This window comes from Streptomyces sp. B21-083 (genome assembly GCF_036898825.1).
Classification (GTDB): domain Bacteria; phylum Actinomycetota; class Actinomycetes; order Streptomycetales; family Streptomycetaceae; genus Streptomyces.
Map to the genome: position 1 here is coordinate 2,884,274 of NZ_JARUND010000002.1, position 25,642 is coordinate 2,909,915.

25 protein-coding genes and 1 pseudogene are annotated in these 25,642 nt (G+C 70.6%); 13 read left to right on the plus strand and 13 right to left on the minus strand.

The window, feature by feature from the left end; translation table 11 throughout:
* Positions 1 to 5: 5 nt before the first annotated feature.
* The 4 genes from QA861_RS36900 to QA861_RS36915 all read right to left on the minus strand — a co-directional run bounded on the left by QA861_RS36900 (position 6) and on the right by QA861_RS36915 (position 4,777).
* Positions 6 to 1,394 (minus strand): hypothetical protein, encoded by a 1,389-nt coding sequence (locus QA861_RS36900; protein WP_334593101.1) that lies wholly within the window; start codon positions 1,392 to 1,394, stop codon positions 6 to 8.
* Between the two features lie 6 nt (positions 1,395 to 1,400).
* Positions 1,401 to 2,144: a hypothetical protein gene (locus QA861_RS36905; protein ID WP_334593103.1), complete on the minus strand. Its 744-nt coding sequence runs from the start codon at positions 2,142 to 2,144 to the stop codon at positions 1,401 to 1,403.
* Positions 2,145 to 2,176: 32 nt separating this feature from the next.
* On the minus strand, positions 2,177 to 2,458 hold the full coding sequence (locus QA861_RS36910; RefSeq protein ID WP_334593104.1) for an ABC transporter permease: 282 nt from the start codon (positions 2,456 to 2,458) through the stop codon (positions 2,177 to 2,179).
* Between the two features lie 267 nt (positions 2,459 to 2,725).
* The gene (locus tag QA861_RS36915; protein ID WP_334593106.1) at positions 2,726 to 4,777 is read right to left on the minus strand and encodes a bifunctional glycosyltransferase 87/phosphatase PAP2 family protein; all 2,052 of its coding nucleotides are present in this window, start codon (positions 4,775 to 4,777) and stop codon (positions 2,726 to 2,728) included.
* Positions 4,778 to 5,169: 392 nt separating this feature from the next.
* Between QA861_RS36915 and QA861_RS36920 the strand changes: the two genes are divergently transcribed.
* Together QA861_RS36920 and QA861_RS36925 are read left to right on the plus strand one after the other, a co-directional pair.
* Positions 5,170 to 6,051 (plus strand): metallophosphoesterase, encoded by an 882-nt coding sequence (locus tag QA861_RS36920; RefSeq protein WP_334593107.1) that lies wholly within the window; start codon positions 5,170 to 5,172, stop codon positions 6,049 to 6,051.
* Between the two features lie 55 nt (positions 6,052 to 6,106).
* Positions 6,107 to 6,778 carry an O-methyltransferase gene (locus tag QA861_RS36925; protein ID WP_334593108.1) on the plus strand — a complete coding sequence of 224 codons (672 nt, stop codon included), beginning with the start codon at positions 6,107 to 6,109 and terminating at the stop codon, positions 6,776 to 6,778.
* 33 nt (positions 6,779 to 6,811) lie between these two features.
* On the opposite strand, the gene QA861_RS36930 is transcribed toward QA861_RS36925, so the two are convergent.
* The gene (locus QA861_RS36930; RefSeq protein ID WP_334593109.1) at positions 6,812 to 7,204 is read right to left on the minus strand and encodes an FHA domain-containing protein; all 393 of its coding nucleotides are present in this window, start codon (positions 7,202 to 7,204) and stop codon (positions 6,812 to 6,814) included.
* Positions 7,205 to 7,359: 155 nt separating this feature from the next.
* Between QA861_RS36930 and QA861_RS36935 the strand changes: the two genes are divergently transcribed.
* Positions 7,360 to 7,782 (plus strand): DnaJ family domain-containing protein, encoded by a 423-nt coding sequence (locus QA861_RS36935; protein ID WP_334593110.1) that lies wholly within the window; start codon positions 7,360 to 7,362, stop codon positions 7,780 to 7,782.
* A 75-nt stretch (positions 7,783 to 7,857) separates the two neighbouring features.
* Here the strand turns inward: QA861_RS36935 and QA861_RS36940 are convergent, their stop codons facing one another.
* Positions 7,858 to 8,484, minus strand: a complete 627-nt coding sequence (locus QA861_RS36940) for a hypothetical protein (RefSeq protein WP_334593112.1) — start codon at positions 8,482 to 8,484, stop codon at positions 7,858 to 7,860.
* A 5-nt stretch (positions 8,485 to 8,489) separates the two neighbouring features.
* Positions 8,490 to 9,092, minus strand: coding sequence for a hypothetical protein (locus QA861_RS36945; protein ID WP_334593113.1), 603 nt, complete (start codon positions 9,090 to 9,092; stop codon positions 8,490 to 8,492).
* Between the two features lie 167 nt (positions 9,093 to 9,259).
* Here QA861_RS36945 and QA861_RS36950 point away from each other — a divergent pair, with 167 nt between their 5' ends.
* The gene (locus tag QA861_RS36950; protein ID WP_443041624.1) at positions 9,260 to 9,826 is read left to right on the plus strand and encodes a GNAT family N-acetyltransferase; all 567 of its coding nucleotides are present in this window, start codon (positions 9,260 to 9,262) and stop codon (positions 9,824 to 9,826) included.
* Here the strand turns inward: QA861_RS36950 and QA861_RS36955 are convergent.
* Positions 9,819 to 11,909, minus strand: a complete 2,091-nt coding sequence (locus QA861_RS36955) for an MDR family MFS transporter (RefSeq protein ID WP_334593115.1) — start codon at positions 11,907 to 11,909, stop codon at positions 9,819 to 9,821. The two genes, QA861_RS36950 and QA861_RS36955, sit on opposite strands and share 8 nt — an antisense overlap.
* A gap of 164 nt (positions 11,910 to 12,073) precedes the next feature.
* On the opposite strand from QA861_RS36955, the gene QA861_RS36960 reads away from it, so the two are divergent.
* On the plus strand, positions 12,074 to 13,099 hold the full coding sequence (locus QA861_RS36960) for a peptidoglycan-binding domain-containing protein (RefSeq protein ID WP_334593116.1): 1,026 nt from the start codon (positions 12,074 to 12,076) through the stop codon (positions 13,097 to 13,099).
* A gap of 322 nt (positions 13,100 to 13,421) precedes the next feature.
* On the opposite strand, the gene QA861_RS36965 is transcribed toward QA861_RS36960, so the two are convergent.
* Together QA861_RS36965 and QA861_RS36970 are read right to left on the minus strand one after the other, a co-directional pair.
* Positions 13,422 to 14,084: an HAD family hydrolase gene (locus QA861_RS36965; RefSeq protein ID WP_334593117.1), complete on the minus strand. Its 663-nt coding sequence runs from the start codon at positions 14,082 to 14,084 to the stop codon at positions 13,422 to 13,424.
* 200 nt (positions 14,085 to 14,284) lie between these two features.
* Positions 14,285 to 14,866: a TMEM165/GDT1 family protein gene (locus QA861_RS36970; RefSeq protein ID WP_334593118.1), complete on the minus strand. Its 582-nt coding sequence runs from the start codon at positions 14,864 to 14,866 to the stop codon at positions 14,285 to 14,287.
* A gap of 364 nt (positions 14,867 to 15,230) precedes the next feature.
* Between QA861_RS36970 and QA861_RS36975 the strand changes: the two genes are divergently transcribed.
* From QA861_RS36975 to QA861_RS36995, 5 genes are all read left to right on the plus strand, one after another.
* Positions 15,231 to 15,875, plus strand: coding sequence for an HNH endonuclease family protein (locus QA861_RS36975; protein ID WP_334593119.1), 645 nt, complete (start codon positions 15,231 to 15,233; stop codon positions 15,873 to 15,875).
* Between the two features lie 123 nt (positions 15,876 to 15,998).
* Positions 15,999 to 17,666 (plus strand): alkaline phosphatase D family protein, encoded by a 1,668-nt coding sequence (locus QA861_RS36980; RefSeq protein ID WP_334593120.1) that lies wholly within the window; start codon positions 15,999 to 16,001, stop codon positions 17,664 to 17,666.
* A gap of 570 nt (positions 17,667 to 18,236) precedes the next feature.
* Positions 18,237 to 18,683 carry a DoxX family protein gene (locus tag QA861_RS36985; protein WP_334593121.1) on the plus strand — a complete coding sequence of 149 codons (447 nt, stop codon included), beginning with the start codon at positions 18,237 to 18,239 and terminating at the stop codon, positions 18,681 to 18,683.
* A 228-nt stretch (positions 18,684 to 18,911) separates the two neighbouring features.
* Positions 18,912 to 19,538 carry a DedA family protein gene (locus QA861_RS36990; RefSeq protein WP_334593122.1) on the plus strand — a complete coding sequence of 209 codons (627 nt, stop codon included), beginning with the start codon at positions 18,912 to 18,914 and terminating at the stop codon, positions 19,536 to 19,538.
* 604 nt (positions 19,539 to 20,142) lie between these two features.
* Positions 20,143 to 22,134: a ricin-type beta-trefoil lectin domain protein gene (locus tag QA861_RS36995; protein ID WP_334593123.1), complete on the plus strand. Its 1,992-nt coding sequence runs from the start codon at positions 20,143 to 20,145 to the stop codon at positions 22,132 to 22,134.
* 76 nt (positions 22,135 to 22,210) lie between these two features.
* Here the strand turns inward: QA861_RS36995 and QA861_RS37000 are convergent, their stop codons facing one another.
* Positions 22,211 to 22,453 carry a DUF2277 domain-containing protein gene (locus QA861_RS37000; protein ID WP_334593124.1) on the minus strand — a complete coding sequence of 81 codons (243 nt, stop codon included), beginning with the start codon at positions 22,451 to 22,453 and terminating at the stop codon, positions 22,211 to 22,213.
* 139 nt (positions 22,454 to 22,592) lie between these two features.
* Between QA861_RS37000 and QA861_RS37005 the strand changes: the two genes are divergently transcribed.
* On the plus strand, positions 22,593 to 23,549 hold the full coding sequence (locus QA861_RS37005) for a ketopantoate reductase family protein (RefSeq protein WP_334593125.1): 957 nt from the start codon (positions 22,593 to 22,595) through the stop codon (positions 23,547 to 23,549).
* A gap of 55 nt (positions 23,550 to 23,604) precedes the next feature.
* Here the strand turns inward: QA861_RS37005 and QA861_RS37010 are convergent, their stop codons facing one another.
* On the minus strand, positions 23,605 to 24,441 hold the full coding sequence (locus tag QA861_RS37010; protein WP_334593126.1) for an RNA-guided endonuclease InsQ/TnpB family protein: 837 nt from the start codon (positions 24,439 to 24,441) through the stop codon (positions 23,605 to 23,607).
* Positions 24,442 to 24,874: 433 nt separating this feature from the next.
* Positions 24,875 to 24,937 (minus strand): annotated as a pseudogene (locus tag QA861_RS47285) (hypothetical protein); the annotation flags it as partial.
* A 56-nt stretch (positions 24,938 to 24,993) separates the two neighbouring features.
* Between QA861_RS47285 and QA861_RS37020 the strand changes: the two are divergent.
* Positions 24,994 to 25,200, plus strand: a complete 207-nt coding sequence (locus tag QA861_RS37020) for a toxin-antitoxin system HicB family antitoxin (RefSeq protein WP_334593128.1) — start codon at positions 24,994 to 24,996, stop codon at positions 25,198 to 25,200.
* Between the two features lie 91 nt (positions 25,201 to 25,291).
* On the plus strand, positions 25,292 to 25,630 hold the full coding sequence (locus QA861_RS37025; RefSeq protein WP_334593129.1) for a DUF8825 domain-containing protein: 339 nt from the start codon (positions 25,292 to 25,294) through the stop codon (positions 25,628 to 25,630).
* Positions 25,631 to 25,642 lie beyond the last annotated feature (12 nt).

A 25,642-nucleotide genomic window follows, 5' to 3' on the forward strand; every position in this document is an offset into this window, starting at 1 on the left:
CGCGTCTACGCCGCCCGGTGGAAGAAGAACGGGTCGATCGACGGCGGCACCAGCGTGACGTGGTCCAGGTCGAGCAACTGGTGGTGCACGAAGTCGGCATGGCGCTGATACGTCACACCCGCCGGGAAGTTGGCATGGTCGGGGGTGTTGTTCCCCGAGAAGACGCCGTAGAAGTCCCGGTCGATCGTGAGCAGCCGCATGTAGTCGCCCAGGAACGGCAGCCCCTGCCTCTGGGGAACGCCGGCGGGCGCCTGATGCAGCACCTGACGCTCCGCCGGTGTCTGCCAGCCGTCGCCGGTCAGCTCCACCGCCGTCACCCACTGAGCCTGCGTGAACTGCTGGTAGGCCAGTCCGGTCAGGGAGTCCGAATTCACCGCCAGCGCGGGGTTCTTGGCGTCGGTGATGGTCCGGACGTCGGCGGACCAGTGCCGGCCGCGGTCGGTCGAGTGCCGTACGTGCAAGGTGTAGTCGGTCCCGGTGAGGCCGCCGACGCGGTCGCACCACGCGACCCACACGCTGCCCGAGTCGGCGGGGTCCACCGCGATGGAGAGGTCACCGCCGAGGCGTTCCTGTCCCATGATCGCGTTGAACTTCACGAACCGCCTGGTCGCCACCCGCTGGCCGACGGTCTGGTCCACCGCGTCCGTCAGGTCCTGGAACCGGGTCGGCCCGACACCCCCGTTGTCGTCACGTGTGACCACCACGTCGAAGGTGACGTTCGACCCGTTCTTCGTCTGCCAGCTCTCGAAGGCGGCGTACACGGTCCCGTCGGGATGCAGGGCGATCCGTACCGGTGGCCCGTCCTGACCCGAGGTGGCGCGCGCCTCGATCGGGGTGGGTGTGAACCCGGCCGGTGCCGGCGCGGTTCGGGCGTCGACCGAGACGTCCACGGTCGCCGTCCGCGGGCTGTGCTGCCCGAAGTCGTTGTTGCCGACGTAGACGCGGTCGAGACTGCCGCCGTTCACACCGACGCTCCCGGCCACCACCCACGGCTGGTCCTCCTCGTCCCGCTGGACGAGAACCGCCATGGGCGCCGCCGAGCCGATATCCGGCGAGCGCAGGATCTGCATACGGGTGATGCCGGCCTCGGCTGCCTGACCGTTGAGGATGCCCGCGTACAGGGCGCCTCCCGTCGAGGCGAAACTGACCGAGATGTCACCGGTGCCGAGGCCGTCGGCGCCGCCGGGGACGATGCTGCGCAGCGTCCAGGTGTTGCCGCCGTCGGTCGAGACGTAGATCGGGGCGAGGGGGCCTCCCATCGGATCGGGGGTGAACGCGGTCGCGACCATCTCGTTCGGCCGCTCGGGGTTGACCGCGATACTCGGTTCACCGTCCTGGCTGACGTCGCCGCTCAGGGCGACGGGGGTGATGTTGACGACCTTGAGGGTGGACATGTGGGCTCACCTCCGCGCGGACTGCAGGGTTTCGAGCTTCTGCACCGGCTGGCGGTCGTCGGGATGGAGAAGCTGGTACGGCGCCCACTCGCTCAGGTCGCCCTCCGTGGCGTGCAGGATCCACATCCCCTCCTGCTGGGCCTTCGGCTTCGGCACCTTGTACCAGCGGAAGTCCAGGCTGTTGGGGTAGAGCACGGCGACCGGCCCCGGGGTCAGCTTTCCCCGCTCCACGTGCTCCACGTCGAGCTGCGCGCGCCACCAGTCGGGGGCGTGCTCCGAGGACGGCTCGTCGCCGATCTGCTCCAGCCCCACGACGGTGCCGACGACCACCGCGTCCGCCTCGTCGGCATGGGCGACCATGTCGGTGTCAGCGATGTCGCGCTGTACCGCGGAGAACGGCATCGCGTCGGCGGTCCTGGCCGCGAGGGACACATGCTCCTGGACGGCGTCGGCGGGCAGCCGGCCGACCTCCGTGACGGCGAGGCCCTCGCCGTAGACCGTTCCCCGGGTGAAGAACGCGGCTGCCTCTCCGACAACCGGCGGATCGATCTCGGCCGACAGCTGAACGGTGACCTCGCTGCCCGCGAGCCGCTTGAAGGCGTCCGGCGCGTGCAGTACCTCGTCCACCTGGACCACGGCCGTCCGTTCGTCGGCCGGCACGTCCGCCATCCGCGCGTCACCGAGACGGGTGACCGTCCCGAGGAAGCTCAGCGGGGCCTTGCGGACCAGTTCGGTGACATCCTCAGGCATGGCGATGCTCCTTTCCCCAGGGCACCGCTCGCCTACCGCGCGGCGGGAGCGGCGGCCGGATGGGTTCTGCGCCACTCGGTCCGCGCGCCGAGGGCGCACAGGACGGTGACCAGGGCCGTTACGGCCACGACGAGCCACTCGACCGCACCGCTCCCGGCGTCCGGCTCGAAGCCGAACACGATCTCGATCCAGTCGCGCCGGACGAGCGTCACCAGGAAGAGCAGCGCGGAGAGGCCGCCCAGGGCGACCTCCACCCAGAAGCGTCTACGCACCGGGTTCGGACGGTTCAGCGCGTTCAGGACACGGAAGACCATTTCGTAGCCTCCCCTCTCGGATTCGGCGCCCGTCCACACCACTGCCCGGAAAGCGGGAAGGGGACTGGGGCACCGCGGGGGACCTGGGACCTGCGTGGCTGTGCCGAACGCCGATCGCGCGCGGCGAGTGCCCGGGTGTATCGGTGTACACCTACGAGGAATATGTACTACGTACGTACAGTCTCCGCGTGCCCCTGCCCCGGGTCAAACCGGGCCGACCCGGCCCGAGGTCAGAGAAACGACGCCCCGGGCCGACCCGCCGACGATCTATTTCAGCGCGCCATCCTGCACAGCCTCCGACCGTTCACCACCACTCTCCGCCACCCGGACGACCGCACGAGCCCGCGGCCCCATGAACAGGTACGACAGCCCGAACCCCGCGAGAACCACCGCGGCCCCGCCGACGGCATCCAGCACCCAGTGATTCCCGGTGGCGACGATCGCGGACACCGTGAAGAACGGATGCAGCAGCCCCAGCGCCTTCATCCACCACTTCGGCGCCACGATCGCGATGACGAGCCCGCACCACAGCGACCAACCGAAGTGCAGCGACGGCATCGCGGCGTACTGGTTGGTGAGCGCCGTGAGCGTGCCGTAGTCCGGCTTGGAGAAGTCCTGCACGCCGTTCACCGTGTCGACGATGCCGAGGCCCGGCATCAGGCGCGGCGGGGCCAGCGGGTAGAGCCAGAAGCCGACGAGGCCGAGCAACGTGGTGAAGCCGAGGGAGGCGCGGGCCCAGCGGTAGTCGACGGGGCGGCGCCAGTACAGGACGCCGAGCACGGCCAGCGGCACGAAGAAGTGGAACGACTCGTAGTAGAAGTCGAAGAAGTTCCGCATCCAGCCGATCTCCACGACCGTGTGGTTGACCCAGTGCTCGATGTCGATGTGCAGGAACTTCTCGATGTCGTGGATCTGGTGGCCGTGCGCCTCGGCGGTGGACCGGCCACCGGTGGTCGTCCCGCCCGACGCGGCAAGCCGGACCTTCTGGTAGGCGGCGTACGTGACCCGGATCAGCATCAGTTCGAGGAGGAGGTTCGGGCGGGTGAGCACCCGGCGCAGGAAGGGCATGAGCGGAACGCGGCGGAAGCGGGCGGGGACCGGCGGCGCGTAGTCCGTGCGGACCGGTGAGCGGTAGTGCTCCGAGGCCCGGGACAGGAACGGAACGACGGTGGCGGCGGCGACCGCGGCCAGCAGCACAACGTTGTCACGGACCGGGTAGAGGGCGCCCACGTTCGGGATGACCATCTTGGCGGGCAGCGTCATCACGATGATGACGGCGACCGGCCACATATAGCGGTCGGAGGCGCGCTTGCCGACCCGGCCGACGACCGCGAGCAGCACCCACAGCAGCTGGTGCTGCCAGGTCGTGGGCGAGACCGCGACGGCGGCGCAGCCGGTGATCGCGACCGCCAGCAGCAGCTGGCCGTCCTGGGCGTAGCGCACCGCCCGGCGCAGGCCGAGGACGGCGACACCCGCGCCGAGCACCAGGAACAGGCCGATTTCGAGGGGGCCTTCGAAGCCCAGCCGCAGCAGGGCGCCGTGCAGGGACTGGTTGGCGAGGTCGTCGGCGGCGCCACCGAGCCCGGTCCCGCCCAGGTGGTGGACCCAGTAGGTGTACGAGTCGTCCGCCATCGCGACCCAGGCGAGCGCGGTGCAGGCGGCGAAGGTGACGCCGGCGGAGACGGCCGCCCGGCGCCGGCCGGTGAACCACAGCAGCGGCGCGAAGAGCAGCACGGTGGGCTGGAGGGCCGCGGCGAGGCCGATGAGGGCGCCGGCGGCCCGTTCCTCGCGTGCGACGAAGCAGCCGAGGAGGACCAGCAGGACAGGGATGATGCTGGTCTGGCCGAGGTGGAGGGTGTTGCGCACGGGCAGCGACAGCATCAGCAGGCTGATCGCGACGGGCGCGGCGAGCAGCGAGGTGCGTCGGGTCACGGGCGTCGGCAGGGCGCGGGCGGCGACCACGCCGAGCGCGACGACCAGCAGCAGTGTGCCGAAGGTCCAGCCCCAGCCGAGGGCCTGCTCGGCGGCCCGGGTGAGCGGCTTGAGGACGAGCCCGCCGAAGGGGGTGCCGGTGAACTGCGTGGAGTCGTAGAGCGAGCCCTTCACATGCAGCACACCGTCGGACCCGACCCAGGTCTCCAGGTCGGTCAGCCGGTCCGCCTTCGGGGTGCTGAGGACGGCGGCCACCTGTCTGACCGCGAGGACGGCGACGATGAGCCAGAGCGCCACTCGGGCCACTTTCAGCCGTGCCTGCGCCGTCCCGGCGGCGCCTGTTCCGAAGGCACCTCCCGCTCCACCACCGTGCTCCGCGTTTGCCACGCCTCGTAGGCCTCCCGCCATATCTGCCCCGTACGCCTCATGGGCACCTTTTGTCCCACGGGTCTCATCCTGTACGAAATCCCTCCAGAGAATCGCACCGCCTCCTATGAGAGAGGCGCGAGCAATCTCCGCTTCACCCGAGGACGCCCGCCTGTTGTCCTGCGTTCAGGCCTACGTTCAGACCTGCGTTCGGACCTGTGTTCAGACCTGCGGCCGGTCAGGAGACGGTCTCGGATTTCGTCCCGTCGACGATAGTCGGCCCAGGGTCCGGTTCCCCACTCTGAATCGGCACAGACCACGCGGCGGCAGGAAAGCAGCCGTTTTCAGGCCGGATCGGACGACGCCCGCTCAAGACGACCATGGTCTGTCCAGGCCGGAGTAGCGTCGCCGGGATGCGGATCCTCCAGCTGTCGGACACCCACATCAACCACGCCGGCGCACCCAACCGCGACGGCGTCGACACCACCGCCTCGCTGCGCCGGATACTCACCGACGTAACGCGGCTCACGGGCCTCGGGGCCGTCGTCGTCAGCGGGGATCTCGCGGACAGCGGGGCGCCCGAGGAGTACGCGGTCGTACGGGACCTCGTGGGCGCGTTCGCCCGCGAGCGCGGCATCCCCCTGTTCTGCGCCACCGGCAACCACGACGAGCGGGGCGCCTTCGCGAAGGTTCTGGGCAGCGGCCATCTGGACCCGGCGGGCGGGGACCTGGCCGAGGCCCGACTCACGTCCGCCGACGGCGAGTTGGCGGCGTCCAGCGTGGTCGACGGGCATCGGATCGTCACCCTCGACTCGCTCGTGCCGGGCAAGGTGTACGGCTATCTCGGCGCCGCCCAACTCGACTGGCTGCGCGAGCTGTTACGTACCCCGGCGGCGCACGGCACGACAGTCGTGCTGCACCATCCGCCGATCGACCTCGACACCGCGCTCCAGCGGGCGATGGGGCTCGGCAACCCGGAGGACCTGGCCGACGCGGTCCGTGGCAGCGACGTACGGCTGATCCTGTGCGGCCACTTCCACCTGCAGATCATGGGGTATCTGGAGGATGTGCCGGTGTGGGTGACGCCGGGAGTGGTCAACCGGATCGACCTGACCGGCCCGGCGGGCACGGAACGGGCGGTGCGCGGGGCCTCGGCCACGCTCGTCGACCTGGGCTCGCCGCACGGCCCGCTGTTCCATACGCTGCACGCCCGCGACCCCCGGGCCGGTGAGACGGTCTACGAACTCGACGAGGCGCGGATCATCGACCTGGTCACCCGTGAAGGCTACAAATGATTCGGCACACTCCCCGCACCTCACCCCCCGGTCCCGAACGGAAGGCACGACTTTCATGAGCGAGTCCCAGCGCTGGGAAGACGTCGACGACTACTTCACCACCCTCCTGGCCCCGGCCGACGACGCCCTGGAGGCGACGCTGCGCGACAGCGACGCGGAGGGGCTGCCACACATCAACGTCGCCCCGAACCAGGGCAAGCTGCTCCAGCTCCTCGCCCAGATCCAGGGCGCCCGCCGCATCCTGGAGATCGGTACCCTCGGCGGCTACAGCACCATCTGGCTGGGCCGCGCGCTCCCGGCCGACGGCCGGCTGATCACCCTGGAGTACGACGAGAAGCACGCCGAGGTCGCCCGCCGCAACCTCGCCCGGGCGGGCCTGGACAACATCACCGAGGTGCGCACGGGCCCCGCCCTGGAGTCGCTGCCCAAGCTGGCCGACGAGAACCCGGCGCCGTTCGACCTGGTCTTCATCGACGCCGACAAGGCCAACAACCCGCACTACGTGGAGTGGGCCCTGCGGCTGACCACCACGGGCAGCCTGATCATCGTCGACAACGTGGTGCGCGGGGGCGCGGTGGCCGACGCGAACTCCACCGACCCGAGCATCCGGGGCACCCGCGCGGCCCTGCGACTCATCGCCGAACACCCGAGGTTGAGCGGCACGGCGCTGCAGACGGTGGGCAGCAAGGGATACGACGGCTTCGCGCTGGCGAGGGTCGTGGCATAGCCGGGAGCCCTCGCCGGCCTCGCCCGCCGGTGCTCAACCCTCGTGGTAGAAGCCCACGTTGACGCTGCGCGGCCCCGTGCGGTCCTGGACGATGATCTCTCCGGCGCCGCCCCGGGGCAACGGCACGCTCCCTCCGTACGGCACGGTCTGGGCGTACTCGCCGACCACCAGCCGGACTTCGGACGACGGGTCGGGCTGGGAGCCCTGCAGCCAGGAGAGATGCCAGGTGCTGTCGGGGCCGCACAGGAACTCCAGGTGGACCCGTGAGACGAACAGCCAGTCGTCGGGGGTCACGAGACGGCACACCGCCTTGTCCCGGCCCACCCGCATGATGGCCCCCGGTTCACTGGGCGCCTCGGCCATGAGCATGCCGGCCGTGGCGCCGGCGTCCGTCCCGGAGACGGTAGCCATGGTGAGTTCGAGCACGTGCGCTCCTTCTGAACGGTCACCGAAGGTGACCCGACCGTCCTCACGGAACAATCGTCGCTGAACAGTCCCTGTACGCCAGCTATGTTGCCGTACGACGCCGCATGATAAATCGCCCCATCGTCGACTCGGGCCAGGTCCGGCACAATGGACACATGACCGACCGCAAACCACCCGGTGTGAGTTTCGAGTCCTGGGTCGACCGGCAGATCCGCGAGGCGGAGGCGCGCGGGGAGATCGCCGCGCTTCCCGGGGTGGGCAAGCCGCTGTCCGACGGTCCTGACACGTCGTACGACGAACTGTGGTGGGTCAAGCAGAAAATGGCCCGCGAGGGGCTGTCGATCCTGCCGCCGACGCTGGCCCTGCGCAAGGAGGCGGAGGACGCGCTGGTGGCGGCGCGCCGGGCCCCTTCCGAGGGGGCGGTCCGCAGGATCGTGACGGAGATCAACGTCAAGATCCGCGACATGATGTTCAAGCCCCCGCCCGGCCCCCCGCTGGGCCTGAAGCCGTACGACGTCGACGAGGTCGTACGCGAGTGGCGGGAAGCGCGGGAGACGCGGGCGGGGCAGACGGACTAGGACCTGTCCGGAGCGGAGACCGGCGGTGCGGAGCCTCGGCCCGCGCGACGCCGAGGCCTGTGCCGCAACGGGGCCTCAGCTGTGCAGCAGCCGTTCCGCCAGTTCGCGGTAGTCCCGCAGGGCGAGACGGAGCCGCTCGGTGTCGCCACCGTCGGTGCCACCGGTGGACTGCAGGGTCGCGCGCACGGTACGGCGGCTGCGCTCGATCGCCTCCGTGAAGCGCTCGGTGACCTCCTCCAAGACGCGGTCGGCCTCCTCCACGGACTCCTGGGGACCGTCCACGAACCCGGTGACGGCGTGCTGGAGCCGCAGGGTGAGCTTGTCCCGCTCGTCCTGCGCGAGCAGCGCGACCCCGTGGGACGACCGGCCCTCGTGAGCCCGGGTGGGCGCCGGCGCGGCGACGGGCGGCGGTACGGCGGAAGCACCGACCCGCTTCCCGGCATCGGCCTTCTCACCGAGCGGCCTCACACCGGTGGGCCGGTCGCCGGCCAGTCCCTCACCGGGCAGCCGTTCGCCCGGTGCTCGTTCCCCGGGCAGCCGCTCACCCGTCAGGCGCTCCCCGGTCATGCGTTCGCCCACCGGCCTCTCACCGGTCGCCCTCTCCGGACCCAGTCGCCCGGCGCCCGGCTTCGTCGTGTCGGTGTCGGCGTTGGCATTGGTGTCGGTGTTGGTGCTGGTGTTGCGCTTGCCGGTGTCCGTCATGTGCGTCAACTCCCCTTCAGCTGAAGCTTGTTGAGTCGCGACTTCGACTTCGGCCGGGGCCGCTCCCCCTCGCCGACCAGGTCGTCGAAGAAGGCTCGGGCCTCGATCATCGCCGTGCGCATCTCCTCCGTGTCGGCCCGCTCCTCGCGAGCCGCGTGGTGCACGCGCCGGTAGCCGTGCACATGCTGGGCGTGGTGCACCGAGAGCGCGGCGAACTGTTCCTCGTACCGGCCGCCGTCGGGGAAGCCGCGTGCGCCCGCCAGCTCGGCGAGGAGCTGGTCCGCGTCGGCGACCGCCTGGTGCGGCGACTCGACGAACTGTTCCTGGGCGGCCGTCCAGCGGGCCGCGAACCGCTCGCGCTCGGCGGGCTCCAACGGCCGTTCCCGCAGGTCGCCGTGGCGCTGCACACGCTCGGTGAGTTCATGGTCGGCAGCCTTGGTGTCCCCGTCGTGACGGGAGACGACCCGGTCGTACTCGGGCCCGAAGCGCCGTTTCAGGTTGCGTGGACCGTTTGCGCCGGCGGCCCGCCGGTTCAGGGCGAGCGCGCCGATGACGACGGCCGCGACGACAACGATCACGATCAGAACGATGAGCACTCCTGTGGACATGAACGCCTTCCGGATTTCTCGACCGACTTCTCGACCGACCCGACCGACAGTCCGAACAGGCCGGTCAATTCACCGGGTTGCCCCGAAGCGGCTCCCCAAACAGCCCGGGGCGGGACCCGCAGGTCACGGGTAATCGAGTTGCGCACCCGGTGGGGCGGCCGCCGAGAATGCCGGTCATGACCTGGACGATCACCCCGGAACCCTTCGACTCCCCTGTCGCCGCCGCGCTCTGGCGGGCGTACTACACGGAGGTCAGCGACCGCTGGTACCTCCTGCACCAGGGCCGACGCACGGAGCCCGGTGAGTTGGAGCGCGAGGTCGCGGCGCACTCGGGCGCCGAACTCGCCTCGCCGGACGGCCAGTTGCTCGTCGCCCGGTACGACGGCGAGCCGGCCGGCAGCGCGGGCGTACGGCTCCTCGACGCCACGACGGGTGAGCTGACCCGGGTCTTCCTGTACGAGGGGATGCGGGGGAAGGGCGGCGCCGCCCTTCTGGTGGCCGCGGCGGAGGACGCGGCACGGGCCCTCGGCGCCCGGCACCTGGTCCTCGACACCCGCTCCGACCTGGTCGAGGCACGCGCCCTGTACGCGCACCTCGGCTACACGGAGACCGAGCCCCACAACGACAGCGAGTACGCCGAACACTGGTTCCGGAAGAACCTGGACGACCGAGACGATCTGGACCGGGGCGATCTGGACCGGAGCGAGGAGGCCGGGCCGGAAAGCCTCAACTGAACCTGTCCGTCGAGCCGTTGTGCGGCTGTTCCGCGTCCGAGCCGCACAGTTCCTCGTTCAGCAGTTTCACCAGCTGGACCAGGTCGGTGGGCCGGTCCGGGCCCCACCAGTCGCCCAGCAGTTCGGCCAGGGACTCCTCACGGGCCTCGGCCAGCCGTTCGGCGGTCTCGTGGCCCGCCTCGGTGAGGACCAGGTCGAGGCCTTCGCGTACGGCGAGCCGGCGTTCCTCGACCTGCCGGGCGGCCTCGATGATCACGGTCAGCGGTACGAGGCTGCGCTCGGCCAGGACCGCCGGCTCCGCCCAGCCGTACCGCCGGATGCGCAGCAACAGCCAGCTCGCCGCCGGATACAGGTCGAGGCCGGCCCGTGCGGTGATCGTCCGGTAGATCTCGCGTCGCCCCTCGCGGGTGCCGAGTACGGACAGCGCGCGGCACACCTCGTCGTAGGACGACCGCTGGACCGGGTTGCTGGCCAGGGTCTCCGTGACGTCGGGGGCGGTCACCGAGCCGCGCAGCCGGTCCTCGCGCAGGAACCAGGCGAGGACGAAACCAAGGACGGCGACCGGAACGGCGTACAGGAAGACGTCGGTGATGGCGGACGCGTAGGCGTGCAGCGCGGGCGGTCGCAGCGCCGAGGGCAGGGCGCCGATGCCGCGCGGGTCGGACTCCAGCGCGTCCACCGAGACCCCGGCGGGCAGTCGTACGCCCCGGAACGCGTCGGTGAGCTTGTCGCCGAGGCGGCCGGCGAAGACCGTACCGAAGACGGCCACGCCGAAGGAGGCGCCGATGGAGCGGAAGAAGGTGGCGCCGGAGGTGGCGACGCCCAGATCCTCGTACGAGACCGCGTTCTGCACGATCAGCACCAGGACCTGCATGACCAGGCCGAGGCCCAGGCCGAAGACGAGGAAGTAGGCGCTCATCTCGCCGGTGGAGCTGTGTTCGTCGAGCCGGTGGAGCAGGAGGAGGCCGAGGGCGGTGACGCCGGTGCCGGCGATGGGGAACACCTTCCAGCGCCCCGTGCGGCTGACGATCTGCCCGGAGATGGTGGAGGCGACGAGCAGGCCGAACACCATCGGCAGCATGTGCACACCCGACATGGTCGGCGAGACGCCCTGGACGACCTGGAGGAACGTCGGCAGATAGGTCATCGCGCCGAACATGGCGAAGCCGACGATGAAGCTGATGACGGCCGTGAGGGTGAAGGTGCGCAGCCGGAACAGCTTGAGCGGGAGGACGGGTTCGGCCGCCCGCCGCTCGACGAGGACGAAGGCGACGGCGAGCACGACCCCGAGTACCGCGAGGCCGACGATCCGCGCCGAGCCCCAGCCCCAGGAGGCGCCGAGGGAGGTGACGAGGATCAGACAGGTGGCGACGGAGGCGATGAGGAGGGTGCCCAGGTAGTCGATGACATGCCGTGCGGACCGGCGCGGGATGTGCAGGACGGTCGCGATCACGGCGAGGGCGACCGCGCCGACGGGGAGGTTGACGTAGAACACCCAGCGCCAGCTGAGGTGTTCGGTGAAGAGGCCGCCGAGCAGCGGGCCGAGCACACTGGTCGCGCCGAAGACGGCACCGAACAGGCCCTGGTAGCGGCCTCGTTCACGAGGCGGGACCAGATCCCCCACGATCGCCATCGACAGCACCATCAGCCCGCCGCCGCCGAGCCCCTGCAGCGCCCGGAAGCCGATCAGCTGGGGCATGTTCTGCGCCATGCCGCACAGCGCGGAGCCGATCAGGAAGATGACGATCGCTGTCTGGAACAGCCGTTTCCGGCCGTACTGGTCGCCGAGTTTGCCCCAGAGGGGGGTCGCGGCGGTGGACGCGAGCAGATAGGCGGTGACCACCCAGGACAGATGGTCCAGGCCGCCCAGGTCGCTGACGATGGTCGGCAGCGCGGTCGACACGATGGTCTGGTCGAGGGCGGCGAGCAGCATGCCGAGCAGCAGCGCACCGATGGAGACGAGCACGTTCCCGGGCACGTGTTCGGGCCCACGCGTCACCGGTCGCCCGTCCGCGACCTCCCCCGCCCTGCCGTGCGCTTCCGCGGCCATGAAGTCCTCCTGTGACTCTCGCGACACCCCCATCGTGGTCGGTGTGACCCGTTATGGCCTGTCGAATCCTCACGAGATTCGCCGGAAGCCCGGATTCCGGGGGCTTCCGGGAGAAGGTGTGAAGAGGTTTTGGATAACCTCTGACATTCGCACGGGGGTTCGTACGGGGGTTTGTACGGGGAAGGAACCGACACGCAGTGAACGATCCGAAGGGGCACGTGTGTCCGGAGTGCGGTGCACCCCGGGGAGCCGACAACACGCCCTCCTGCGCCTGCGCCGAACGCGCGGCCGACGCCCACCTGGAGAACCGGTCGGCGGAGGCAGCGGCGGCGGAGGATTTCGACCCGCTGCGCATACGCCCGTACGTGGAACTGACCCCGGAAACACCCGCCTCGACCTCGTCGCCTTCGTCGTCCGAGCACCCGGCCCCCGAGGGGGCGGCCGAGGCCACGATGCCGATGCGGGCGATCCAGGAGACCGCCTGGGGGACGGAGGAACCCACGACGACCGCACTGCCGTCCTTGGAGCACCCCTCGGACGCCCCGGCCCACCCCGCATACTCCACTGATTCCACTCACTCCACCTATTCCGCCGAGGACGAGCAGCTGGGCGGGTCGGGCCGCCGTCCCCGGGTTCTGCTCCTCGGCGTGGCCGGAGCGGTCGTGGCCGTACTGGCGGCGGGCGGACTGGCCGTCGGGGTGTTCACCTACGACAAACCGGCCCGGGACAACACGTCCGCCCAGGACGTACGGGAGAGCGTGCCGGCGGCGGCGACCAGCGCGGCGTCCCCGACCCCGTCAAGCAGTCCTACGTCGTCGGCGTCGGCGTCGGCGGCGCCCACTCCCACCCCGTCCCTCAGCCCGACCCCGACCCTCTCGCCCGCCCCGGCGGCCCCCTCCGCAGCCCCGTCCGGGTCGGCCACCCCGACCCAGGCACCGACGACCGCGCAGGCCACCGGCACGATCACTCCGGCCCCCGGCGGCGGCGACAAGGACACCACCCCCGTCCTGCGCCCCGGCGACCACGGCGACGAGGTCCTCGAACTCCAGCTGCGGCTACGCCAGTTGGCGATCTACCTCAACGACACGGACGGCGTCTACGACGACAACGTCGTGAACGCGGTGACCACCTACCAGACGACGCGCGGCATCAACGCGGCCGAACCCGGCGTGTACGACCGGACGACACGCACACGCCTGGAGTCGGAAACGACCAAGCCGTAGGCTGCACAGGCTTGGCGGGACTTCGGCACCGGCGTCGACGTGACCGCCCTCGGGGGCTGCGCCCCCGAACCCCCCTACGGCCCTGAACGGGCCTCGTTCTCAATCGCCGGACGGGCTGAAAATGCTGGCCTGCGCGGGCACAGACCGGCGTACCGCCCTCGCTGCGGACACCGGTCGGCGCCTACGGAGGTGGCCGACGGTTGAAGGGGTCGCGCAGCGCTTGAGGCGTCGGTCGGCCGAACTTGAGGCGCCGCCCGGCCGGAAAAGTTCGAGCTCGCCCGGTAATCGTGCCGAGACGAGTCGGTGGGTGGGAAAGAAACCCTCAAACCCCGAACCGCACCCGCAACTCCCCGCCCCCCACCCGCTCCACGCGCACCCCCACCAGATCCGGCACCACCACATCCGGCCGGTGCTGATGGGCCCGCGGCCCGACCCCCACCACCCGCATCCCCGCGGAGCGCCCCGCCGAGATCCCCGCCCCGGAGTCCTCGAAGACCAGACAGTCGGCGGGGTCGACCCCCAGCTCGGCCGCGCCCTTCAGAAACCCTTCCGGGTCCGGCTTGCTCGCACCCACCGACTCCGCGGTGATGCGAACGTCCGGCAACCCCAACCCCGCCGCACCCATCCGCGCGGTCGACAGCCCGACATTCGCCGAGGTCACCAGCGCGTGCGGAAGCCCGCTCAAGGAGGCCAGGAACTCGGACGCGCCCGGTACCTCCACCACGCCGTCCAGGTCGGCGGTCTCCTCCGCGAGCAGGCGCGCGTTGTCGGCGTAGTTCTGCTCCATGGGCCGGCCGGGCAGCAGCACCGCCATGGAGGCGTACCCCTGCCGTCCGTGCACCACCTTCATCACCTCGTCACCGTCCAGCCCGTGCCGGTCCGCCCAGCGCCGCCAGACGCGCTCGACGACGGCGTCCGAGTTGACGAGGGTGCCGTCCATGTCGAGAAGGAGGGCGCGGGCGGTGAGCACGGTGGTGGCCGTCATCGGCAGGCTCCAAGACACAGGTACGGGACCAAGGCGGCCCCGCCCGCCGGTCAGGGAAAACGGGCGGGAGCCACTTTGTTCCTACACGGTACAAAAGAAACCGTGCCTCCCGCTACCGCCTGACGCAATCGTTCACCGACCGGTCACCTTCGAGGCACCCCGAGCCGGCCGCACCCAGCGCCCTCCCGCCCCAGCGCCCCCTACCCACTCACCGCCTCCCAAAGACTCCACACCCCGAGCCCCAGCATCAGCACCGCCGCGACCTTGGTGATCAGCTCCAGCGGCACCCGCTTCATCAGCGCCCGCCCGCCCACGATCCCGAGCCCCGCCACCGCCCACAGCGCGAGCACCGCACCGAGGCCGACCGAGAGCGGGTCGTCGTAGCGGGCGGCGAGGTTGGCCGTCATGATCTGCGTGAGATCGCCGAACTCGGCGACGAGGATGAGCATGAAGCCGGCCCCGGACACCTTCCAGAAGGACTGGTCCTCGGGCCGCCGCACCTCCTCCTCGTCCCCGCCCTTCTTCAACAGCAGGGCAGCGGCCCCGCCCAGGAAGAGCACGCCGGTCAGCGCGTGGACGAGTTGCTGCGGCAGGAGCGTGAGGACGCTGCCCGCCGCGACGGCCAGCGCGACATGGACGGCGAAGGCGGCGGCGACGCCCGCGAAGACGTACGAGGCGCGGTAGCGGGTGCCGAGGACGAGCCCGGCGAGGGCTGTCTTGTCCGGGAGTTCGGCCAGGAAGACGACGCCGAAGACGAGCGCCGTGACACTGATGCTGATCAAGGTTCCTCAATCGGTCGGGGCTGCCCCACCGAGAGTGTGATGACCTCACGCTTTTCGCGCTGCGACACCTCGGCACGGCAGCACACGTAAGACGGTGTGCTGCTCTGCCGAAGGTCTCGCTGGCCGACCCGCACGCGTGTGCGGAACCTGCCTCCGGGCGCCGGCTCAGACGAGCTGAGCAGTATGTCGACGGTCCGGCGAAGAGCTACTCCCCTTCTGCACCACCAAGGATAACCGACCTCAGAGGGTTGTTATGTCATGCGCACGTCACTACCTTCTTACCGATCGCACATCTCACGGCAATCAAGCGACGCAAGCATTCATTCGCTCGCGCCCAACACCCCCATCCCCCGAGGGAGTTCGCATGCCGAAGTTCTACGCGCGTCGACGACTCAGCATACTCGCCGCGCTCACCGGCCTCATAGCCTCGGTCGGACTTCTCAACGGTCCGACCGCCTCCGCCGCCCTCCCCACCCCGGTCAGCGCCGCCACCGCCCGCACCTACCTCGCCTCGCTCACCGTCGCGACCGAGAACCGCACCGGCTACAACCGCGACCTGTTCCCCACCTGGATCACGATCAGCGGCACCTGCAACACGCGTGAGTACATCCTCAAGCGGGACGGCTCGAACGTCGTCACCAACTCCGCCTGCACCGCCACCAGCGGCAGTTGGTACTCCCCGTACGACGGCGCCACCTGGACCGCCGCCTCCGACCTCGACATCGACCACCTGGTCCCGCTCGCCGAGGCCTGGGACTCGGGGGCCAGCGCCTGGACCACCGCCCAGCGCCAGGGCTTCGCCAACGACGTCACCCGCCCGCAGCTGATCGCCGTCACGGACAACGTGAACCAGTCCAAGAGCGACCAGGACCCGGCCGAGTGGATGCCGTCGCTCACGTCGTACCGCTGCACCTACGTCCGCGCCTGGGTCCAGGTGAAGTACTACTACGACCTCTCGGTCGACTCGGCCGAGAAGAGCGCGCTGACCAGCTACCTCGCCGGCTGCTGACCGGCGACTCCCCCGTCCCCCGCTCGGCCGTCGATCGACGGTGAACCGTCTGCATCATGCACGGAACCTCCCCGCCCCTCCCCGTCGTCCGTACCGTACGGTGCGACGGAGGAGGGTGATCACGTGGCGACACTTCGCCTGGGACCGCTGCTGAGGTACGCCGACAGTTCGTCCGCGACCGTCTGGGTCGAGGCGAGCCGCCCCTGCACCGCCGAGGCGCGCTGCGCGGACGGCGCCGGCGGTGAGACCCGCACCTTCCAGGTCGCGGGCCACCACTACGCGCTGATCCCGGTGACCGGCCTCACCCCGGGCACATCGACTCCCTACGAAGTGCTGCTGGACGGCGTCCGCGTGTGGCCGCTGCCCGACTCGCCGTTCCCGCCCTCCGTCATCCGCACCGCCGAGGACGGAGAGGGTGGGGAGGTCGGAGAAGACGGCGACGCGTTCCGGATCGCCTTCGGGTCCTGCCGGTGGGCGGCGCCGGCCGCCGGCGAGAAGGACCCGGTGGGCGCGGACGCCCTGGACACCCTGGCCGCGCGTATGGCGGCCGACCCGACGGCCGAACGCCCGGACGTCCTCCTCCTGTTGGGCGACCAGGTCTACGCCGACGAGGTGTCCGACGCCACCCGGGACTGGCTGGCCGCCCGCCGCGACCTGTCCGAACCGCCGGGCGCCGAGGTCGCGGACTACGAGGAGTACACCCACCTCTACTACGAGTCCTGGCTCGACCCGGAGGTCCGCTGGCTCCTCTCCACCGTCCCCAGCTGCATGATCTTCGACGATCACGACGTCATCGACGACTGGAACACCAGCGCCGCCTGGCTGGCCGACATGCGGGAGACCCCGTGGTGGCGCGAGCGGCTGCTGAGCGGCCTGATGTCGTACTGGGTGCACCAGCACCTGGGCAACCTCCCCCCGGCCGAGCTCGCCACCGACCCGCTGTACGCGGCCGTACGCGAGACTCCCGACGGTACGGACGCGGTGCGCGCCTTCGCCGCCCGGGCGGACGCCGACCCCGATTCGGTCCGCTGGAGCTACCGGCGCGACTTCGGCCGCGTACGGCTGCTGATGGTGGACAGCAGGGCGGCCCGGGTCCTCGACGAGGACAGGCGCTCGATGCTGGACCCGGGCGAGGCGGCCTGGGTGCGCGAACAGGCGCTGGCGGATCCCGGCTCCTGCGACCACCTCCTCATCGGCACCTCGCTCCCCTGGCTGCTGCCGCATCTCGTGCACGACGCCGAGGCGTGGGACTCGGCCCTGTGCGCGGGCGAACGGGGCGCGCGCTGGGCCCGGTTCGGGGAGAAACTGCGCCGTGGGGCCGACCTCGAACACTGGGCGGCGTTCCCCAGCTCGTTCAACGCCCTGGCCGACGTGATCGCGGAGGCCGGCTCGGGTCCGGGGGCGCCGGCGACGGTGCTGGTCCTGTCGGGCGACGTCCACCACGCGTACGCCGCCGAGCCCACCTGGCCCGAGGCCGCCGGCCCGGACGCCCGCGTCCTCCAGCTCACCTGCTCCCCGGTCCACAACGCCATCCCCCTCTACATCAAGGTCGGCTTCCGCCTCGGCTGGAGCGGCCTGGGCCGCGCGCTGGGCCGCCGCTTCGCCCGGCACGGCCGGGTCGCGCCGCCACCGGTCACCTGGCGCCGGACGGGCGGCCCCTGGTTCGGCAACATGCTGATGACCCTGACCGTGCGCGGCCGTTCGGCCCGGGTGCGGCTCGACCGGGTGCGAGGCGAGAAGGACAGCGGCGCACAGCTGGAGACGGTCATGGAGTCACAGCTGAGCGGGTGAGGCATCCCGTACCGGCGGCGAGCCGCGTCCCCGGTGCGCCGTTCGCGCGGAAGCCGACTGCATGAGGAGGCTGACCGTCGGCTTCCGGTTGGCGGTTCGCTGCCAACGCGCCCCACACGCCCGGTAGTTCCCCCATGCCTCCAGGGCCTGTCGCCAAATTCCCGTCGCCCGCCCGAAGGGACGGGCCTGGCGTCACACTGCGGGCCTGTCATCTGATGAACCGTCAAAGTTGGTCAGGCGCAAGGAGGTTGGCGTTCGAAGTGCCCACGGAGGGCGTGCGCTCCGGGTGACGTTGGCCGGGGCCCGCCCTGGCGTGGATTCGGTCACACTTTCGGACGCGGATGCGGTGGCGCGGGCCGTGCACGCATGAGCCCAAGCGCGGCCCCACGTGCGGAAACCGTGAAGACGGAACGACAAACGGAAGCCCATTCGAAGCCAAAGCAGTGGCCAAATGTTGAACTTGTAACCATTGATCAGGCCCCCCTACGGTGGATTACCCGCTCGGTTCCGCCCCCCCGGATCGATCCGTCCCCCGACGGAACGGTCTCGACCGAAGGAGACATCCCCCACATGTCCGCTCGCCTCAACAACGCTCAGCCCTACGCCATCGGCCTTTTCCGGATCGTGGTCGGCCTGCTCTACGCCTGCCACGGCGCCCGTTCACTCTTCGGCGTCCTCGGCGGCGGGGAGACGGTCGCGGCCGGCACCTGGCCCGGCTGGTACGCGGCAGTGATCGAGCTGGTCGGCGGCACCCTGGTCCTGCTCGGCCTCGGTACCCGCGCCGCCTCGTTCATCGCCTCCGGCGCGATGGCGTACGCGTACTTCGACGTGCACCAGCCGAACGCCCTCATGCCGATCCAGAACCAGGGCGAACTGGCCGCCGCCTTCTGCTGGGCGTTCTTCCTGCTCGTCTTCACCGGCTCCGGCGCCTTCGGCGTGGACCGGTTCCTCGCGAAGCGCTCGTCGGGCGCGTCGAAGGCGCCGGAGTCACGCGAGAAGACCCCGGTAGCGGTCTGATCCGTCGCCACCGGCCGGTGCCCGCCCCCGCATCCCGGGGGCGGGCACCGGCGCGCTCCAGGATGAACCGCGCGTCAGAGTGAACATCGTGTGCCGAACACATGAGCCCCCCGTGGATCTCCTGTCAGACCCCCCGCGTACGCTGTATGGCTGTCACACGCCGCCCGCCGCTCCCCCGCGAGGTAGCGGCACAGATCGGGCCGACGGGGGAGTTTCGGGGAGTCTGCGGTGCTTGAGAGTGTGGGGTCACTGACCGGGACCCCTTGGATCTACGCCCTGGTGGCCGTGTCCGTCCTGTTCGACGTCCTGCTGCCGGTACTGCCGAGCGGCGTCCTGGTCATCACGGCCGCCACGGCGGCCGCCGCCGGTTCGGGCGCGGCCACCGGGCAGGTGCCGCAGGAGGTCCCCGACATCCTCGCGCTCACCCTGTGCGCGGCCACGGCGTCGGTCCTCGGCGACCTGGTGGCGTACCGCCTCGCCTGGCACGGCGGGGCCCGACTGGACCGCGCGATCGCCCGCTCCCGCCGCCTGACCAGCGCGCAGGAACGTCTCGGCCAGGCCCTCGCGCACAGCGGCGGCATCCTCGTCGTCGTCGCCCGCTTCGCCCCGGCCGGCCGCTCGGTGGTCTCCCTCGGCGCGGGCGCCGCCCACCGCCGGGTCGGCGAGTTCCTCCCCTGGTCCATCGTGGCCGGCCTGGCCTGGGCCGTGTACAGCGTCGCCCTCGGCTACTTCGGCGGCCAGTGGCTCGGCGCGACATGGCTGGCCACAGGCGTCTCCGTAGCAGCCCTCTTCGCAGCAGGCGCAGGCGCGGCATTCCTGATGCGCCGCCCCCGAGTAACGGGCGCACACGGGTAGTCGGCGGCACGAGCAAGGGCGCCCATTCAACGGGCGCCGAGGAGAGCGCCCCCCAATAGGGGCGCGAGGAACCGCGCGACAAGCCACAACACACCCGCACCGCCATACACACCGAACCCCCACCCCCTCAGACGCGCACCCGAGCCGCCTCCCCATACACCACCCCGGGCAACCGGCGCACCCTCCAGGAGCGCGAGGAACCGCACGACAAGCCACAACGCACCCGCACCGCCATACACACCGAACCCCCACCCCCTCAGACGCGCACCCGAGCCGCCTCCCCATACACCACCCCGGGCAACCGGCGCACCCTCAGGGGCGCGAGGAACTGCGCGACAAGCCACAACACACCCGCACCCGCGACGCACACCGAACCCCCCACCCCCCAAGGCGCCCCCGCAAAACACCCTCCGCACACCCCAACCCGCTCAATCCCGCCCCGTAATCCCCCCGTTGGGAAACCAACCTCTGCCACACCCGTTGACTTCAACCTCCCACCGCTCTACTTTCAGCGCGCCCCCTCGTTCGGTTCGCCGATCGCAGTTCGACATATCGACCAAAGAACTCCGGGAATCGCAACGTCGCGCCCCCGGCAAGGAGCCGCATGTATCCCCCGCCGCGCTCGTCCCTCCTCGGCCGCACCGCCATCCGCACCCTCGCTCTCGCGACCGCGGCGACCGCCGCCCTCCTCTTCGCCCAGCCGCAGGCGGGAGAAGCCAAAGCGACCCCCCTCGACAACACCGCCCCGGTCGCCGCCTCCAGCCGCCAGATACCGGTCCCCGCCGCCCCCATGGGCTGGGCCTCCTGGAACAGCTTCGCCGCGAAGATCGACTACAGCGTGATCAAGGGCCAGGTCGACGCGTTCGTCGCGTCCGGGCTGCCCGCGGCCGGGTACAAGTACGTCAACATCGACGAGGGCTGGTGGCAGGGCACCCGGGACAGCGCCGGGAACATCACGACCGACGCGTCCGAGTGGCCCGGCGGCATGAAGGCCATCGCCGACTACATCCACAGCAAGGGCCTGAAGGCCGGCATCTACACCGACGCGGGCAAGGACGGCTGCGGTTACTACTACCCGACCGGCCGCCCCGCCGCCCCCGGCTCCGGCAGCGAGGGCCACTACGACCAGGACATGCTCCAGTTCTCCCAGTGGGGCTTCGACTTCGTGAAGGTCGACTGGTGCGGCGGTGACGCCGAGGGCCTCGACCCGGCGACCACCTACCAGTCGATCAGCGACGCGATCACCAAGGCCACCGCCACCACCGGCCGCCCGATGACCCTGTCGCTGTGCAACTGGGGCCGGCAGAACCCGTGGAACTGGGCGCCTGGCCAGGGCGCGATGTGGCGGACCAACGACGACATCATCATCTACGGCAACAAGCCGTCCATGAGCAACCTGTTGACCAACTACGACAGGAACGTCCACCCCACCGCCCAGCACACCGGCTACTACAACGACCCGGACATGCTGATGGTCGGCATGGACGGCTTCACCGCCGCCCAGAACCGCACGCACATGGACCTGTGGGCCATCTCCGGCGCGCCGCTCCTGGCCGGCAACAACCTGGCCACCATGACCGCCGAGACCGCGAACATCCTCAAGAACCCCGAGATCGTCGCCGTCGACCAGGACGCCCGCGGCCTGCAGGGCGTCAAGGTCGCCGAGGACACCACCGGACTCCAGGTCTACGGCAAGGTCCTGGCCGGCACCGGCAACCGTGCCGTCGTTCTCCTCAACCGCACCTCCTCCGCCCAGAACATGACCGTCCGCTGGTCCGACCTCGGCCTGACCAACGCCGGCGCGACCGTCCGTGACCCGTGGGCCCGGGCCAACATCGGCTCGTACGGCACGAGTTACACGGTCAGCGTCCCGGCCGGCGGCTCGGTCATGCGGACGGTCACCGGCGCCACGGAGGCGGCGAGCAGCGCGTACGAGCCCGACTCGTCCGCCCGTTACACCGCCGTGAGCGCGGCGAACACCGGTGTCGCGGTCGCTGACCTCACGTACACGAACAACACGAGCACCGCCCGTACGGCGACTCTCAAGGTCAACGGGCAGACGGCCACCACGGTGTCCTTCCCGCCGACCGGCTCGACCCCGGGCACGATCTCCGTCCAGGTCGCCCTGTCCAAGGGTGCCGCCAACACGCTCGCCGTCACCAACGGCCCGACCCTGGGCACGCTGACCGTCCGGCCGGTTCCCGGTACGAACGGCAACCTGGTCGTCGGCAAGCAGTCCGGGCGCTGCCTGGACCTCTTCAACAACACGATCACCAACGGCACCCAGGCTGAGCTGTGGGACTGCAACGGCGGCTCCAACCAGGCGTGGACGTACACCTCCCGCAAGGAACTCGTGGTGTACGGCAACAAGTGCCTGGACGCCTACGACAGCGGCACGGCCAACGGTACGAAGGTCGTCATCTGGGACTGCCACGGCGGCAACAACCAGAAGTGGAACGTCAACACCGACGGCACGATCACCAACGTCAACGCGGGCCTCTGCCTCGACGCGTACGGCGCGGCCACGGCCAACGGCACCCAGACGGTGCTGTGGGCCTGTGGCACGGGCGACAACCAGAAGTGGACGGTCAGCTAGCGGCGTAGCGGCTCAGGGCCCCGGCCGCTCGGCGGCCCGGTGCCCGAGCCGATGATTTCGCGGCCCGGTGCGTGTCCTAGGACGCGTGCCGGGCTGCCGTCGTACCACCTCCGCCTCGCACCTCGATGCCGGCGAGCAGTTCGGCCGTGGCCGCCGCGATGACGTCGACGGCGTGTTCGAAAACCTCGCGGTTGTGGGCGGCCGGCGCCCGGAAGCCGGAGACCTTGCGGACGTACTGGAGGGCGGCGGCCCGCATCTCCTCCTCAGTGGCCTCTTCGGGGAGTACGGGTGGACGAAGGGTCTTGATGCTGCGGCACATGCCTCCAGTCTCGCGCGTACGGGGCGATCCGCGCCGCCCGCCTGCTGAAAGGGGAGTGCCGTACGGCCGTACCGGCTGCGATCATGCTCCACGAAGCGGCTACCTCTCAGGAGCCGACCGAGGAGAGGTTCGATCAGCCATGCCTACGAACACACCTGCACCCGTACACGTACACGCAGCCCAGGACACGCTCACCTTTGCCGTCCTCGGTCCCGGCGGCGTCGGCGGACTGCTCGCCGCCCTGCTCTCCCGCGCCGGTCACCGTGTGCTCTGCCTGGCCGGGGACGACACCGCGCGCACGCTCCGCGAAGGCGGAATCCGTGTCCGTAGCGGAAAGTTCGGTGAGTTCACGGCGACGGTGGACGCGGCGACCGAGTTGCCGGAGGCGTCCGGCCCTCTCGGCGGGGTCGACGCCGTCCTCGTCGCCGTCAAGCACACGAACCTCGACGCGGCCCTGGCACGCGTCCCGGCGAAGGCGCTGGGTGACGCCCTGGTCGTGCCGTTCCTGAACGGCGTCGAACACCCGGCCGCGCTGCGGGCCCGCTACGGCGCCGACCGCGTCGCCCCGGCCGTGATCCGCGTCGAGTCGACCCGTACGGCACCCGGCGTGATCGAACACACGAGCCCGTTCGTGGAGATCGACCTGGCCGGTGACCCGGTGCCGCGTGAGCGCCTCGACGCGCTGTCCGCCGCCTTCACGGCCGCCGGACCGGTCACCCGTGTCCTGCCCGACGAGGCGGCGGCGCTGTGGGCGAAGATGTCGTTCCTCGCCCCCTTCGCCCTGCTGACCACCCTGCACGGGCTCCCGCTGGGCGAGGTCCGCACCCGCCACCGCGACGAACTGACCGCCCTGGTCGAGGAGACGGCGGCGGTGAGCCTGGCCTGCGGCGGCCCGTCGGACCCCGCCCAGGCCCTGGCCCGTTACGACACCTTCCCCCCGGCCACCAGGTCGTCGATGCAGCGCGACGCCGAGGCGGGCCGCCCACTGGAGCTGGACGCCATCGGCGGAGCCCTGCTGCGCGCCGCCGAACGGCACGGGGTGGACGTACCGGTGGCGGCTCGGGTGGTCCGGGAGTTGGCGGCCGGGTCCCGCTGACCTGCCGCGCCCCGGGCTGAGCCACTCGTTCGTGTGAATTGACGTCCTCCCCCTCTTAAAAGAGGGGGATTCCAACCCATTCAGGCTGGGGTTCACGGACGCTCGACCGCTGTTGGGGCGGTGTCGTCCCTCCGGCACGGGTTACCCGCCTGGGGCGGGTTTCCCTTCGTCCTGCCGCGACGTTGCCTGCTGCGTTGGTGTCTGCGTTGCAGGTGAAGCCGCAGGAGGAGCACTGGAACTCGGCTTGGCTCTTGCGCGAGTTCTTGTCGATCCATCCGCAGGCGCTGCATCGCAGGCTGGTGTAGGGGGCGGGTACGTCTTCGACCCGGCCGGGGGCCTTGTCGCCGGTACGCCGGCGCAGGAGGCCCCAGCCCTGGGCGAGGATGCCCCGGTTGAGGCCGGCTTTGGCGGCGCGGCCGTTTCTGAGGTACTGGCCGCTCTGGTCGGGGTCGGGCTTCGGTTTCACCGAGGCCGTCATGTTCTTGATGTCGAGCTTCTCGAACCGCACCAGGTCGCAGGTGCGAGCGAGCATCGTCGATGTCTTCTCGCACCAGTCCTTGCGCCGGTCGGCTTCGCGTGCCTTGAGGCGGGCGACGTTGGCGTAGGCGGTGGCCTTCCGAATGCTGCCCTTGGGGGCGCGGGCGGCGCGGCGCTGGTGCTTGCGGACCTGCGCGCGTTCCTTGACGGTGAGCTGGGGGCAGTTCAGGGTACGGCCGTCGGAGAGGGCGGCGGTGATGGTCACACCGCGGTCGATACCGATGATCTCGCCCGTGCCGGGTGCGGTGACCGGGGCGGGGACGGTCGCGAACGCGATGTGCCACTGCCCGTTCTTGAAGGTGACGCGGAACGTCTTCGCCTGCGGCAGTTCGGGGCGGGTGAGGCGGAAGCGCACCCAAACCGCAGCCCGGGACCTTGACCTGCGCCCACTTCTTGTTGAGCTTGTGGACGGCGACGGAACGAGCGAGGACCTGCCTGCCGGTCTTCGCGTTCAGCCTCGGGCTGCCGTCCGGCTCGTACTCGGGGACGCGGCCGTCTCCGATGACACGGAATCCGTTGTGCACGAACTTCTTGCGCCAGGTCGGCTCACCGAACCCGGACGTGAACCGCGCCTGCTTGGCCTTCGCGAAGTCCTTCAGGGCCTGGACCTGCACGGTCTGGTTGCCCGCGCGCAGCCATTCGCTGGCGGCGCGGGCCTCGGTGAGCTGACGGCACTGTTCGGCGAACGACGGGGCGCCCACCCGGCTGCCGTCGGGCCGGTGACCGGCGTTGTCGCGCCGCCAGTGGCCGTGCTGCTCAACGGCGAGGTTCCACACGTACCGGGCGTGCGCGCAGTGCAGCAACATGTGCTGCTCCTGCACGGGCGTCGGGTACATCCGGAAACGGCTCATGGTCCCAAAATAGCACCACTCCAGGACCGTTCTAGGACCGATGCCAAAATGGTCCTATGACCAAGCATGTGAACCTGCGCCTCCCCGACGACGTTCACGCGATGGCGGTCGCTGCCGCTGACGCCGACGACCGCTCCCTGAACTCATGGCTGATCTCCGTCGTGCGACACGCCGCGGGCGTCTCCGGAACACCCGACCGCCCTGACGGCGTTCCGGCTCCCCCTGCCCCGCTCCGCGGGAACGGGCATTCACCCCGGCCTTGAAGGGGCCGGGCACTCTGCCCGGAAGCAGGGTGGAGGAGGAAGTACCGGAAGGAACTCGCATCGCAAAATCGAACAGGCGTACCATTACCGCGTGGCGACGACCTATGACTTCCCGAGTGACCTCCTGGCCGGTCAGGAGGAGCTGCATCAGGTCCGGGCCGAGCTGTCGGCACTGCTGAAGCGGCTCCCCTGGTCGGTCGAGCCGCTGGACGGTTTCAGTGACACCGGCGGCTGGCGCAAGGTGGAGCGCCCCGCGTCGCCGGGCTGGACGGCCGACGAACAGGCCGAGGTGGAGAAACTGCGGCGCCGCGAGCACGAGCTCGCGGTGTTCGTGAGCGGCCACCTCTTCTGGGCCGAGGTCACGGGAGCGGACCGGGTGGACGCGCGCACCCGGCTCAAGCACGCACACGAGGGCGCGGAGGAGGCCTGAAGCCGGTGGTCC

What these genes read in the sequence shown, in the direction of transcription:
- QA861_RS36900 (WP_334593101.1), bottom strand. Translation starts at nt 1,394, where the DNA reads ATGTCCACCCTCAAGGTCGTCAACATCACCCCCGTCGCCCTGAGCGGC.
- QA861_RS36905 (WP_334593103.1), bottom strand. Translation starts at nt 2,144, where the DNA reads ATGCCTGAGGATGTCACCGAACTGGTCCGCAAGGCCCCGCTGAGCTTC.
- QA861_RS36910 (WP_334593104.1), bottom strand. Translation starts at nt 2,458, where the DNA reads ATGGTCTTCCGTGTCCTGAACGCGCTGAACCGTCCGAACCCGGTGCGT.
- QA861_RS36920 (WP_334593107.1), top strand. Translation starts at nt 5,170, where the DNA reads ATGCGGATCCTCCAGCTGTCGGACACCCACATCAACCACGCCGGCGCA.
- QA861_RS36925 (WP_334593108.1), top strand. Translation starts at nt 6,107, where the DNA reads ATGAGCGAGTCCCAGCGCTGGGAAGACGTCGACGACTACTTCACCACC.
- QA861_RS36935 (WP_334593110.1), top strand. Translation starts at nt 7,360, where the DNA reads ATGACCGACCGCAAACCACCCGGTGTGAGTTTCGAGTCCTGGGTCGAC.
- QA861_RS36940 (WP_334593112.1), bottom strand. Translation starts at nt 8,484, where the DNA reads ATGACGGACACCGGCAAGCGCAACACCAGCACCAACACCGACACCAAT.
- QA861_RS36945 (WP_334593113.1), bottom strand. Translation starts at nt 9,092, where the DNA reads ATGTCCACAGGAGTGCTCATCGTTCTGATCGTGATCGTTGTCGTCGCG.
- QA861_RS36950 (WP_443041624.1), top strand. Translation starts at nt 9,260, where the DNA reads ATGCCGGTCATGACCTGGACGATCACCCCGGAACCCTTCGACTCCCCT.
- QA861_RS36955 (WP_334593115.1), bottom strand. Translation starts at nt 11,909, where the DNA reads ATGGGGGTGTCGCGAGAGTCACAGGAGGACTTCATGGCCGCGGAAGCG.
- QA861_RS36965 (WP_334593117.1), bottom strand. Translation starts at nt 14,084, where the DNA reads ATGACGGCCACCACCGTGCTCACCGCCCGCGCCCTCCTTCTCGACATG.
- QA861_RS36975 (WP_334593119.1), top strand. Translation starts at nt 15,231, where the DNA reads ATGCCGAAGTTCTACGCGCGTCGACGACTCAGCATACTCGCCGCGCTC.
- QA861_RS36985 (WP_334593121.1), top strand. Translation starts at nt 18,237, where the DNA reads ATGTCCGCTCGCCTCAACAACGCTCAGCCCTACGCCATCGGCCTTTTC.
- QA861_RS36995 (WP_334593123.1), top strand. Translation starts at nt 20,143, where the DNA reads ATGTATCCCCCGCCGCGCTCGTCCCTCCTCGGCCGCACCGCCATCCGC.
- QA861_RS37000 (WP_334593124.1), bottom strand. Translation starts at nt 22,453, where the DNA reads ATGTGCCGCAGCATCAAGACCCTTCGTCCACCCGTACTCCCCGAAGAG.
- QA861_RS37005 (WP_334593125.1), top strand. Translation starts at nt 22,593, where the DNA reads ATGCCTACGAACACACCTGCACCCGTACACGTACACGCAGCCCAGGAC.
- QA861_RS37020 (WP_334593128.1), top strand. Translation starts at nt 24,994, where the DNA reads ATGACCAAGCATGTGAACCTGCGCCTCCCCGACGACGTTCACGCGATG.